The 12,009-nt window shown below is 59.1% G+C and carries 11 protein-coding genes; 9 read left to right on the top strand and 2 right to left on the bottom strand.

Annotated elements, in window-relative coordinates; translation table 11 throughout:
* Window positions 1–236: 236 nt before the first annotated feature.
* From B7G66_RS06000 to spt, 4 genes are all read left to right on the top strand, one after another.
* Entirely contained in the window at window positions 237–1,370 is a 1,134-nt protein-coding gene (locus tag B7G66_RS06000) for a hypothetical protein (protein WP_003618510.1), read from the top strand.
* A gap of 53 nt (window positions 1,371–1,423) precedes the next feature.
* The gene (locus tag B7G66_RS06005) at window positions 1,424–3,160 is read left to right on the top strand and encodes a fatty acyl-AMP ligase (protein ID WP_174805750.1); all 1,737 of its coding nucleotides are present in this window, start codon (window positions 1,424–1,426) and stop codon (window positions 3,158–3,160) included.
* A 217-nt stretch (window positions 3,161–3,377) separates the two neighbouring features.
* On the top strand, window positions 3,378–3,629 hold the full coding sequence (locus B7G66_RS06010; protein ID WP_003618505.1) for an acyl carrier protein: 252 nt from the start codon (window positions 3,378–3,380) through the stop codon (window positions 3,627–3,629).
* A gap of 5 nt (window positions 3,630–3,634) precedes the next feature.
* Window positions 3,635–4,846: a serine palmitoyltransferase gene (gene spt / locus B7G66_RS06015; protein ID WP_003618503.1), complete on the top strand. Its 1,212-nt coding sequence runs from the start codon at window positions 3,635–3,637 to the stop codon at window positions 4,844–4,846.
* Here the strand turns inward: spt and B7G66_RS06020 are convergent.
* Window positions 4,821–5,807, bottom strand: a complete 987-nt coding sequence (locus B7G66_RS06020) for a hypothetical protein (protein ID WP_003618501.1) — start codon at window positions 5,805–5,807, stop codon at window positions 4,821–4,823. The two genes, spt and B7G66_RS06020, sit on opposite strands and share 26 nt — an antisense overlap.
* Before the next feature lie 7 nt (window positions 5,808–5,814).
* Entirely contained in the window at window positions 5,815–6,810 is a 996-nt protein-coding gene (locus tag B7G66_RS06025; protein ID WP_040510525.1) for a diacylglycerol/lipid kinase family protein, read from the bottom strand.
* 184 nt (window positions 6,811–6,994) lie between these two features.
* On the opposite strand from B7G66_RS06025, the gene B7G66_RS06030 reads away from it, so the two are divergent.
* From B7G66_RS06030 to B7G66_RS06050, 5 genes are read left to right on the top strand one after another with little or no spacing between them, the layout of a single operon-like run.
* Window positions 6,995–7,906, top strand: coding sequence for a metallophosphoesterase family protein (locus B7G66_RS06030; protein ID WP_003618496.1), 912 nt, complete (start codon window positions 6,995–6,997; stop codon window positions 7,904–7,906).
* Window positions 7,906–9,144 (top strand): LptF/LptG family permease, encoded by a 1,239-nt coding sequence (locus B7G66_RS06035; protein WP_048858922.1) that lies wholly within the window; start codon window positions 7,906–7,908, stop codon window positions 9,142–9,144. Before B7G66_RS06030 ends, B7G66_RS06035 begins: the two co-directional genes overlap by 1 nt.
* A complete protein-coding gene (locus B7G66_RS06040) occupies window positions 9,141–10,259 on the top strand; it encodes an LptF/LptG family permease (protein ID WP_003618491.1) in 1,119 nt (372 codons plus the stop codon). Before B7G66_RS06035 ends, B7G66_RS06040 begins: the two co-directional genes overlap by 4 nt.
* The gene (locus B7G66_RS06045) at window positions 10,256–11,038 is read left to right on the top strand and encodes a sterol desaturase family protein (protein WP_003618490.1); all 783 of its coding nucleotides are present in this window, start codon (window positions 10,256–10,258) and stop codon (window positions 11,036–11,038) included. Before B7G66_RS06040 ends, B7G66_RS06045 begins: the two co-directional genes overlap by 4 nt.
* Window positions 11,035–11,832 carry a nucleotidyltransferase family protein gene (locus B7G66_RS06050; RefSeq protein WP_003618488.1) on the top strand — a complete coding sequence of 266 codons (798 nt, stop codon included), beginning with the start codon at window positions 11,035–11,037 and terminating at the stop codon, window positions 11,830–11,832. Before B7G66_RS06045 ends, B7G66_RS06050 begins: the two co-directional genes overlap by 4 nt.
* The last annotated feature ends 177 nt before the right edge of the window (window positions 11,833–12,009 follow it).

Raw genomic sequence — 12,009 nt, forward strand, 5'->3', positions numbered from 1 at the left:
CCTCACTCACCATCAACCGCATGCCCGTCAATCGTCAGGTGATCGTCAGGCCGCCTTATGCTGGTTGGCAGTTTTTAGGTGATGACGACCACACGGCCTGACTTACCTGAAAGGATCACGATGGGAATAAGCCCCCCCCCGGAACTTGTCTTTGCGAAGTCCTGTCTTCATACGTAGGGCACTTCGCATCCTGTATCACCCCACATCACAGTGACAGAAACGGTCTGGATTGAAACGTGCAGCGCGTTATTTTCCCATATATCGGACATCCGCATCAGGAGTTCCACTCCCTTCCCATTGCGATGGAAATGGCAGCCCGGCACCCTGATATCGAAGTCCATCTGGCAAGCCTGACCAAAACGCGCGAAGCACACCTGCAGTATCTTGCAAGCTTTTATCCAGAGGCGCGGGTACAATATGACCTTCTGAAGCTCCCCCCTTTTATTGGGCGCATGATCGACAGACGCGGCCCCCAGCCAACAGACAAGATACTGGCGCTGTTTTTAAACAAAGAATATTTCCGAAGGTTTCAGGCCATTGTTGTGCCTGAACGCACCAGCCTTTATCTGCGCCGTATGGGCGTGCGAGAGCCGAAACTTGTCTGGACGCGCCATGGCGCGGGGGACCGGGCCGTTGGTTTTGCCAAGGATGTCCGACACTTCGACTATATCCTGATGGCGGGCGACAAGGTGGAGCAACGCCTTATGGCACAGGGAAGCCTGCGTCCTGGCCATTACAGAAATGGAATTTATGCAAAATTCGACCTGGTGCAGCGCATGAATATTCATCGTGCTCGACTGTTCCAGAATGACCGCCCGACCATCCTGTATAACCCGCATTTCAGTCGCCACTTGTCATCATTCCCGAAATTCGGCATTCAGATACTCGATTATTTTGCGCGACAGCAGAAATACAATCTGGTTTTCGCTCCGCACTACAGGTTGTTCGACAGCCACCGTACCCAGGCACAACGGCTGTTCCATCCCTACCGAAACTGCGGGCATATGTTGTTTGATCCTGGTAGCGAGAAAAGCATCGACATGACCTATACCATGGGGTCTGACCTATATATGGGTGACGTCAGCAGTCAGGTTGCAGAGTTCCTGACCACGCCACGCCCATGCCTGTTCGTTGATGCCCATGCGACCCAGTGGCGTGACAACCCGAACTATACGAGCTGGTCGCTGGGGAACGTGATCCATTCAGTCACGGACCTGGACCATGAAATCGACAGGGCGTTTACAATGCAGACCCAATTCCTAGACCGGCAGAAATCATATATACATGACACGTTCGGCCATGCCGTACCGGGACCGAGCGCCGCGACTGCTGCGAATTCAATCATTGACTTTCTAAGGGCAAATGATTGATGACCGCGTTTTCTTCATTCCAAGTTCTGCCCGTGGAAGTCACATTACCGGAAATGACACGTCTCCCGACCCCTACAGATTCTGGCCAGCTGCGACGCTACGGCGATTTCGATACCTTCCTGCAGGCGCTTGATTACGCCGCGGAAGGCGAAAGCGGTTTCAATATCTACTCGGGCCGGGGTGAACTGCTAGAGGCACTTCCTTACCGCACCTTGCGCGAGCAGTCCCGCCAGGTCGCACAGCGCCTTTTGTCGCTGGGACTGCGGCCGGGGGACCGGGTTGCAATCGTTGCGGAAAGCGATGGGGATTTCGCACGCATCTTCTTTGGTTGCCAGTATGCCGGCCTGATCCCGGCCCCGCTGCCGTTGCCCGTGGCATTTGGCGGGCGCGAAGGGTATGTCGCAACCCTGCGTGGTATGGTGGCAAGCGCGGATGCATCCGCTCTGGTCATCGCCTCCATCATCGCATCGTGGAAGGACGAGCTGGTCGAAGGGTTAGACCTGCGTTTCGCCGGTGTCCCCGAGGATCTGCTGGCCACGCCGATCACCGTGACCGACCTGCCAGAAGTCAGGGCTGACGATATTTCCTACCTGCAGTTTTCATCGGGCAGCACACGCTTTCCCATGGGGATCGCGGTCACGCAGCGTTCTGGCATGGCAAATGCGCATGCCATCGCGCTGAATGGCCTGAAAGTGCGTGAAACCGGGGACCGCTGTGTTTCATGGCTGCCCCTCTATCATGACATGGGGCTGGTCGGGTTCTTTCTGACCCCCATGACGTGCCAGTTGAGCGTTGACCTGCTGCCGACACGTGAATTCGCACGTCGCCCCCATGTCTGGCTGGACCTGATCAGCCGTAATCGCGGCACGATTTCCTACAGCCCGTCCTTTGGTTACGAACTGTGCGCGCGGCGGGCGACCTCCATCTCACTCGACCTGTCGTGCTGGCGGGTGGCGGGCATTGGCGGTGACATGATCCGCTATCACATCCTGGAGGATTTCGCAGAACGTTTCGCCGCCTCCGGCTTTGACAGTCGCGCCTTTACCGCAAGCTATGGCATGGCGGAAACAACCCTTGCCATCAGTTTCGTCCCGCTTGGTTCGGGTATCCAGACCGATACGATCGACCTGCGCATCCTGGAAACGCAGGATATTGCCTCCCCTTCCAATGACCCGTCACAGATGTTGCGCACCTTCGTCATCTGTGGGGAGGTCCTGCCCGGTCACGAGCTTGAGATCCGCGACAGCGACGGCAAGGTCGTCAAGGACCGGCAGCTTGGGACAATCTTTGTGCGTGGCCCCAGCCTGATGCAGGGCTATTTCCGTCAACCGCAGGAAACGGCCAAGGTCGTTGATGCCGACGGGTGGCTTAATACAGGCGACCTTGGCTATATGCTGGACGGACAAGTGGTCATCACCGGCCGCGCCAAGGACCTGATCATCATCAATGGCCGCAATATCTGGCCGCAGGACCTGGAATGGTCAGCCGAAACGGAAATCGCCTCCCTGCGCAGTCGTGACGTCGCGGTCTTTTCCGTGGATGAAAGCGAAGGGGAAAAGATCGTTGCCCTGGTCCAGTGCCGCGCCACGACCCCCGAAGCGCGCGAAACCCTGCGCAATGAGACCGCCAGCCTGTTCCGGCGCCAGCACGGCGTCGATGTTTCGGTCATCCTTGTGCCGCCCCACACCCTGCCGCAGACGTCTTCGGGCAAGCTGACACGCGCACGGGCAAAGGCAATGCTGCTGTCAGGGGCGTTCAAACCGATCGACACCACCATTTCCGTGGCCTGAGCCCATATCCGTTCCCGTCATGTGGCGGGAACGGATGTGTGGCTGACAGGTTAAAGCGGCACTGGTCAAAATACCGCTTTTCAATCATAAGGGGTTCCTTCATGGGGGGACACCATCTGGCGCGGCCCCCTGTTCCGGAAAACCCCGGACTCTGGCAACGACACGCTGACCCCCTTTTCGGTGATATCCGGCAGGGTCATGCCATAAGGATGTAATAATGAGTGAAACGGTAGCGGACGTCTCGGCCATCATTGTGCAGACACTGCTGGCGAACCCCAAGGTTCCCCGTGATATCAATGGCGGCAGCAAGATCGTCGAGGATCTGGCTTTCGATTCACTGGCCGTCATGAATTTCGTCATGGAAATCGAGGACAAGCTCGACGTCTCCGTCCCCCTCGACCGGCTGGCGGATATCCGCACGATTGATGATCTGGCCGCCTGTATCGTTTCCCTCAAACAGGCGTCCTGATTCGCATGTCCATTTTTTCGAAATATGAGGGGCTGTCGCGTTCGCTTTCCGCCGTGACAGCCGGGGGTGGGCGCAACCCGTTTGACGTGGTGATCGAACGCCCGATTTCCTCCACCGTGGGGCTGATCGAGGGACGTGAAACCCTGCTGTTCGGCACCAACAACTATCTTGGCCTCAGCCAGTCACCCGCCGCGATCGAAGCCGCCGTCGAAGCCGCACGTAAATATGGTGTCGGTACGACCGGATCGCGCATCGCGAACGGCACGCAGGGACTGCATCGCCAGCTTGAAGCCCGGCTTGCGGCATTTTTCCGCCGTCGCCACTGCATGGTGTTCTCAACAGGGTACCAGGCCAACCTTGGCACGATCTCCGCACTGGCGGGCAAGGATGATTACCTGCTGCTTGATGCTGACAGCCATGCCAGCATCTATGACGGCAGCCGCCTTGGCCATGCGCAGGTCATCCGTTTCCGCCACAACGACGCCGATGACCTGCGCAAGCGGCTGCGTCGCCTTGATGGTACTCCCGGCGCCAAGCTTATCGTGGTGGAGGGGATCTATTCCATGATGGGCGATGTCGTGCCAATGGCGGAATTCGCACAGGTCAAGCGTGAAACCAGGGCATGGCTGCTGGCCGACGAAGCACATTCCGTGGGCGTCATGGGCGAACATGGGCGTGGCGTGGCCGAAGCCGACGGCGTGGAAGACGACATTGATTTCGTTGTCGGCACCTTTTCCAAGAGCCTTGGGACCGTCGGCGGTTACTGCGTCTCCAACCATGACGGGCTGGACCTGATCCGGCTGTGTTCGCGGCCTTACATGTTCACCGCCTCCCTGCCGCCGGAAGTTATCGCCGCAACCATGGCGGCACTTGATGAACTGGAAAACCGGCCGGAACTGCGCCATCAACTGATGGACAATGCCCGTCGCCTGCATGCTGGGCTGAACGCCGCTGGCCTGCGGACTGGGCCGCAGGCCAGCCCGGTTGTGTCCGTCATCCTTGATGATGTGGAACAGGCCGTCACGTTCTGGAACCGGCTGCTGGACCTTGGGGTTTACGTCAACCTCAGCCTGCCCCCCGCGACGCCGGACCAGCATCCGTTGCTGCGCACCTCCGTCATGGCGACGCATACGCCTGCACAGGTCGATCAGGCCGTCAGTGTTTTCGCCGCCGTGGCCGGGGAACTGGGCATCAATCGCGCGCCTGTTTCCGCCTGAAGAACCCTGCCTGTCGCAACGACCATAACAGATGCGGCAGGCAGATCAGGGGGTGACGTTCGGCAAAGGGTGACAGCGGCAGGTCTATGCCGGAATGCCGCTTGATTTTCCACGCGATGTAACGCGCGCCACCGGAAAATGTGAACGTTCCTTTTGCAAGGCGGGCGATATTCAGCGGCTGCCCCATTTTCTGGCGCAACCACCAGCCATCCAGCATTCCCCTGCGCCAGGCCTCATCCACCTGTGGTACAAGCACATCGCCCTGCACCATAAAAGACAGCCCATCAGCACGCCACGCAGCGGCAAGCAGCGCGCGGTAACGTACCTCATGCCCCTGCACGATGGCACGTGGGCGTTTACGGTTATTTTCGACACGCAATTCCGCGCCATAGGTATTTGAAAACAGCGCGTTCCAGAACTCTTCGGGCTGCCCCCGCCGGGGACCAAGCGCCATGGCCCAGCGCGCGGCCATCGCCACGGCGCGAATCAGGCAGGCCAGGATGGTATCGGCGGCCACCGCATCGCGCACCCAGACCAGACGCACCGGCTGACAGAAACGCGCCCATATGGTGGTATCCAGCGTTCCCCGCCCGGTCATCTGCCGAAATTGCGCCAGCGTCAGGATCGCGACCTTCGCACGCACCATCCGTCCATCCACCAGCCGTTCATGATATTCCACATTGGGTGGTAAAAGCCGGTTGGCCGTACGCGCCCAGCCCCCGGCGGGCCAATCGGACAGATGTTCGACGATGATATAGAAATCCAGTATCCCATCCATATCCGGCTGTCGCAGGGCGGAACCATAAAACAGCACCCCCAGCGGCCGCGACGGGCCAATCATGGCGGTAACAAAGGATGTAATATCAGGCGCGACCGGCTGGATCAGTTCGGACACCAGCAGATGCGCGATTTCGCCAGCAGCACCAGCATCAGGGGGGCTGGATGTCTGTTGTGGGATCATTTTTCCCTCATGCCTGGATAAAGTCGATGGGAGGCGTGGCCGACAGATAGGTCACGCCATCGGGGCCGGAATCCATGACTTCACCATCAAGCACGAAATCCTCCTTCATCTCCAGCCGTATCCGCCGTGCGCAACCACTGTCATACGCAGCATTACGCCGCAGCCACGTCGGCACGCGCCCACGCAGCAGCGACATCACAGCCCCCGTCAGGCGCGGTGGGCCCCCTGCCACATCAAGGTACCAGATACCGTCACCATGCGAATCATGCCCCTGCCCCTGCCCCTGCCCCTGCCAGAACGGCCACACACCGTGCGGCAATTTCTGCAATGTCGTCGCCAGGAACAAAAAGCACGCGCCATTACGCCTTGGGATATCCTCCACCGTGACGGCGACCTGATCTCCATGCAGCCATTCCTGCCGGGAACGGCGCGAGAGCAGGTGCGCGATGGAGGAACAAAGCGTCACAATCACCGCCATTTCATGCGAATACCGATCAAGGATCGCAGGCTGGTGCGCCAGTTCGATACCACGCCGGAATGCGCCCCCCCCGTGAAACATACCCACGACAGGCAGGCGTTGCGGATCGCTCCAACTGACGACAAGACCACGGCGACGACGGATATTGCGCCGCATATCCCCCCCTGCCGCAAGGTGGTTGAGCCGTGATAGCGCCTCCATCCCACGCAGGCCGAATCCCACGTCGCCCGCGATCAGGTTCGTATTGCCCGAAGGCAGGATCGCGATTGCGGGAAGGTTGTCCGGACGATAGTAATGATGGACCGCGCTGAGTACATGACTCAGGGTGCCGTCCCCCCCATCCACGACGATGCATTGCACATTGCGCCGGGCAAGGTCGGCCACGGTATTCACCAGTTCGTCAGGCGCCCGCGGTGTAAGGAAATTGTCACCCAGCGACTGCCGGGCCATCATGCTGTAATGTTCATTCCCGCTTCGATTCCGCCGACTGCGCGGATTATGGATAATGACGAAGCGTGGTGTCACGGGTGATCCCAATCGTATAGAAATTTGACGTACGGGTCATAAGCAACCATCTGCCTTTTATTGCAAGGCAGGAAAACCCGCCATTCTCGACATATATCGCGTCGGGATGGCGTGTCCCGGTCATCGCAAAGCCTGCAAAGCCGCCATTCTGGCGCATCCAGACGCATCCAGGGGAAAGTGCCTTTTGACCGATATTCTAATTGCACATGCCTCCGATCCGCATCTGGCAATCGACACATTGCGCATCCGTGCGGGGGATCTCCTGAACAAGCGGGTGCTGAGTTACCTGTCATGGCAACGCAGGCGGCGTATCCACCGCACGGCCGCCCTGCAACGTGTCATGGAAGATATTGCGGCCCATAACGTCGATATGCTGGCCCTGACCGGGGACCTGACCAATCTGGGCCTGCCTGACGAATGCGCGCAGGCGGAACGGTGGCTGTCACGCCTGCCGATGCCGGTCACGGTGGTGCCTGGCAATCATGATGCACTGGTCAGCAGTGACTGGCACGCCACCATCGGCCGGTGGAGCCCCTGGATGGGCCCCCTTCCCTTTCCGTTCGTCCGTCGGGTCGGGCCTGTCGCCCTGATCGGCCTCAATTCCGCCCATCCCACCCCGTGCTTCAACGCATCGGGCGACATTGGCGCGCATCAGGCCGCACGGCTTGCCGCCGTGCTGGAGGAAACCGGCCAACAGGGGCTATGCCGCGTGATCATGATCCACCATCCGCCGCTGGCGCACCTGACATCGCGGCGCAAGTCCCTGCGGGATGCCGGCAGGTTTGGCGCATGTATCGCACAACATGGTGCGGAACTGGTCCTGCATGGCCATACCCATGTCTCCACGCTTGCCACACTCCCGGGCCGCAATGGCCCGGTGCCTGTCATGGGCGTGGCGTCCGCATCCACCGATACGTCAGACCCTGCACGCGCGGCATCATGGAATCTGGTGCATGTCTCCTCCTTTATGACGGGCTATCGTATGGAAATCACACGCAGGATCATGCTGCCCGATGGAAAGGCCACCACCACGCCACCGATTATTTTCACCTTCGCTGCTTCATCACCGGCCCTTTCGGGTATAAGCACGCCCTGATGAACCTTCCTCCGTCCATGCGCCGTGGTTTCCGGGGACTGATGCCCGGAACGCTGGATCATTACCTGCTGCAGCAGGTCACCCCGCCATTTTCCATCTCGCTGGGCGTGGTGATGGCGGCGTTGCTGCTGGAACGGCTTCTGGCGCTGTTCAACCTGCTGGCGTCCAACGGCAGTTCGATGAAGACGTTCGTATCACTGCTGACGGACCTTGTGCCCCATTATCTCGGCCTTGCGCTGCCAGCGGCCATGTGCGTCAGCGTGTTTTCCGTTATCCGCCGGATGAGCCAGAACCACGAAATCGACGCCCTGATGGCCAGTGGCGTGTCGATGTTCCGCATTGCGCGGCCTTTCATCGTCGTGGGGGCCATCCTCGGTGTGCTCAGCTTTTCGCTCTATGGGTTCATACAGCCTTATGCCCGTTACAATTACCGCTCGGCCCTATATTTCGCCAGCCATAGTGGCTGGGCCCCCCACCTGCAATCGCACATGTTCGCCGCCCCGTCACACGACCTGATGCTGACGGCGGAAAAGGTCGATGATGCGGGATCACGGATGTTCAAGGTCTTCATCCGTGACAACAGCAACCATGACCTGACGCGTTATATCACCGCACGTAAGGGATATCTTTACATCCCCAATGATGAAGACAAGATCCGCCTTGACCTGATCGACGGGACCATCATTACCGACCGGCATGACAAAAGCCCGAGCGTCATCCATTTCGACCATACGACGGAACTGTTTTCCCCGCATGCGCAACTGGACAAGCTGAAGGCATATCGCACGCGTGGGCAGACGGAACGTGAACTGACGCTGCCTGAACTGTATCGTGGCATCCGTCATGGCATGCCGGGCATCAAGCATTCCTATCTTGTCGCTGAACTGCATTTCCGCCTTGCGCGGACGCTGGCGATCCCGTTCATCCCGCTGCTTGCCTGCGCACTGGCGGTTATGGCGAAACGACAGAAACGCAGCCTTGGCCTGCCCATCGCGGCCATCGCGCTGGTCGGGTTCGACCATACCCTGCAAATGGGCCTCAGCCTTGTTGCGAACGTGCATATGTCGCCATTACTGGTGATCTGGCTGCCGACACTGGTTTTTGGCATCGGCTGCGTCTGGGCGCTGATATGGCGATGTGGCGGCATTCGCATCCTGATGATGCCCGAACACCCCGCGGCCCGCCGCACATTGTCGCCTGATGGCCTGCCCGGGCGTATTCAGGATTCACATTCATGATGCGTCGGGTCATGCGCGCCCTGCTGCCTGGTGGCGGCGTCCTGGTGGGATACCTGACGCGCGAACTCCTCTCCAAGATCTTCATCACCGCCGCAGTCATCATCGCATTGATGGAAGTCCTGGCGTTGCTGGAGGAGGTCACGGAAATCATGAGTCGGCATCTCGGCCTGTCAGGGGTGCTGTATTACGCCGTGATCCGCCTGCCGCTGCTGTTTGGCAACGCCATGCCGCTTGCGGTGCTGATCGGGGCACTGATCACGCTGGTGCAGTTGACGAGTTCGAACGAGATTTCCATCATGCGGGCGGCCGGCCTTTCGACTGCGGGGCTGTTCCGCCTGTTCCTGCCCGCCGTGCTTGGCCTTGGGGTCTTATGCGTGGTGGTGGACGATCAGGTCGCCCCGCGGAGCGAGATCGCACAGGCGCGGTGGTGGAACAGCACTGCCCCCGCCCCCAACGGGGTGACGCGCGACGTCTGGTTCCGCACGGGCATGACACTGGTCAATATCGGCGGCGTTGCCCATGGCGGGCGGGAACTGCATGACGTCACCGTCTATCGCCGTGATGATGAAGGCGCCCTGCAGAAGGTCATCCACCTGCCGACAGTCCGTTATTTCATCAACCGGTGGAGCGGCGTGCCCGATCATGCGCTGACGGTCCTCAGCCCCACACGGGTGGAAGATGTCGCGTTGCAGGACGATACGCGCCTCACACTTGACTGGCCACGCGCGCTGACACCTGACGTGCTGCTGCAGATGTCGGAGAATACGCCGCTGTCAATCATGACAATGGTGCGTGTCCTGCATAATGCTTTTCCGTCAAGCCAGTCCCCGGCATTCTTCATGACCGAAATACTGGGTCGTATCATGTTACCCCTGACATTTACGGTTATGCTGTTATTGGCTATTCCTGTGGTTTATATCCCCCCCCGGGCCGGAGCACGTAGTTGGCTTCCTGTATGGTGCCTTGGGGCGGGACTGGTATTTGTCGTATTCCAGGGGTTATTGCGGGCACTGGGCAATGCCGGTACGCTTCCCTCTGTGGTGGCGGTTTTTGTCGGGATCGTAATTTTCATTCTCGGCGTTGTGACAGTGCTATTGAGGATAGAAGAGAGATGATTACCAGCACCCTGAAGAATACATCGCTCAGGACGGGGCGCAGCTTCGACCTTGGGAAGATGAATCTTCGCCAACTGTGGATTGCCTACCTCACCTATCCGACCATTCTGCTTTATTTCGCACTGGCGCTGTGCAGCTTTGGCATCATGGTCCATACATTCGTGTCATGGCTGCCGGTCGTCATCAGCGTTTCGTCGGTTGTCCTTGTCTATCCGCTGGTCTGGTATGCCATCCACCGCTTCATCCTGCACGGACGGTTTCTGTATCGCCTGAAATGGACATCCGCCCTGTGGAAACGCATCCATTTTGACCACCATCAGGACCCGCACCTGCTTGATGTCCTGTTCGGTTCGCCCCTCAATACCATTCCCACCATCGCGATCGTCACCATTCCCATCGGCTTTGCCATCGGGCAGATCGCAGGTGCTGCCGCCGCATTCGGCGCGGGGCTTACGATCACGTGCATCTATGAATTCTTCCACTGTATCCAGCATCTTAATTACAAGCCGAGAATGTCGTGGATACAGCGTATGAAGCAGCGCCATGTGCTGCATCACTTCCACAACGAAAACGGCAATTACGGCATTACCAGCTTCATCGCCGACCGGCTTTTCCGCAGCTATTACGTTGATGCGAAAAGCTGCCGACGTAGTCCCAGCGTCTTCAACCTGGGATATGATCAGGCCGAGGCGCAACGCTACCCATGGGTCATGGACCTGACCGGTTCACCGCCACGCGACCGCCCCGATGGTGCGAATCCGAACCGGAACGCCGCATGAGCGCCACCAGTGCCGGGTTGAATGTCCTCATCCTCGCGGGGAGCAGGCGCGGCATACGCGATCCCATGGCGCAGGCTGCGGGCATTTCGCACAAGGCCATCCTGCCGGTCTGTGGTCGCCCGATGATCACGCGGGTATGTGACGCTCTGATGCAGGTACCAGGACTGGGTCGGGTTGTGGTGTGCATCGACAGTCCAGACGCCATACGCGACGCCGTCCCCCCATCCGTGACATTCATCCCCGAGGCCGCAGGCCCAAGTGCAAGCGTCATGAACGCGTTGGGCATACTCGGCGCGCCTCTTCTGGTCACGACGGCGGACCATGCCCTGCTACGTCCCGAATGGATCACGGCATTCATTGCCGATTCGACCCGCGCGAATTGTGACATGTCCGCTGGCATCGCACTGGATACGGACATCGCGCGCGACGTGCCGGACACCAAACGCACGATGATCCGTCTGGCCGATGGTGCTTTTTCGGGTTGTAACCTGTTTTTCCTGCGTACGCCTGCCGCGATGTCGGTGCTGAAACTGTGGCAGCGGCTGGAAAACGACCGCAAACATCCCCTGCGCATGGCGCGCCTTCTGGGTCTGGGGATACTCCTGCGTTTTGTCCTGCGCCGCCTGACGCGCGCGGCTGTATGCGATCGCATCGGCCATCTGACCGGCGCACGCGTTGGCCTGATCCCCATTAATGACGGTCGCGCCGCCGTGGATGTGGACAAGCCTGCCGACCTCGAACTGGTGACACGCCTGATCGGACAGGAAACCACAATCGTTCACCAAAACGTCTGAAAGACCGTTCGGAAAGGCGAAATATCGCGTTTTTAAAAGAGTGCCACCCAAATATCTTTTATCAACAGGTTGTTTTCAAACGGTTCCTTAGAGACTGTTTAAAAAGTCAGGCTCGATAACACCCTGAAATTATAAGGGTTTTTGGTGAAGCTTTTTCCAAAAAGCTTCAGAAGACGC

The organism is Novacetimonas hansenii JCM 7643, from assembly GCF_000964405.1.
GTDB classification, from domain to species: Bacteria; Pseudomonadota; Alphaproteobacteria; order Acetobacterales; family Acetobacteraceae; genus Novacetimonas; species Novacetimonas hansenii.

Coding starts and splice junctions, on each gene's coding strand:
- B7G66_RS06020 (WP_003618501.1), bottom strand. CDS start 5,807: ATGATCCCACAACAGACATCCAGCCCCCCTGATGCTGGTGCTGCTGGC.
- B7G66_RS06040 (WP_003618491.1), top strand. CDS start 9,141: ATGATGCGTCGGGTCATGCGCGCCCTGCTGCCTGGTGGCGGCGTCCTG.
- B7G66_RS06005 (WP_174805750.1), top strand. CDS start 1,424: ATGACACGTCTCCCGACCCCTACAGATTCTGGCCAGCTGCGACGCTAC.
- B7G66_RS06010 (WP_003618505.1), top strand. CDS start 3,378: ATGAGTGAAACGGTAGCGGACGTCTCGGCCATCATTGTGCAGACACTG.
- B7G66_RS06035 (WP_048858922.1), top strand. CDS start 7,906: ATGAACCTTCCTCCGTCCATGCGCCGTGGTTTCCGGGGACTGATGCCC.
- spt (WP_003618503.1), top strand. CDS start 3,635: ATGTCCATTTTTTCGAAATATGAGGGGCTGTCGCGTTCGCTTTCCGCC.
- B7G66_RS06050 (WP_003618488.1), top strand. CDS start 11,035: ATGAGCGCCACCAGTGCCGGGTTGAATGTCCTCATCCTCGCGGGGAGC.
- B7G66_RS06045 (WP_003618490.1), top strand. CDS start 10,256: ATGATTACCAGCACCCTGAAGAATACATCGCTCAGGACGGGGCGCAGC.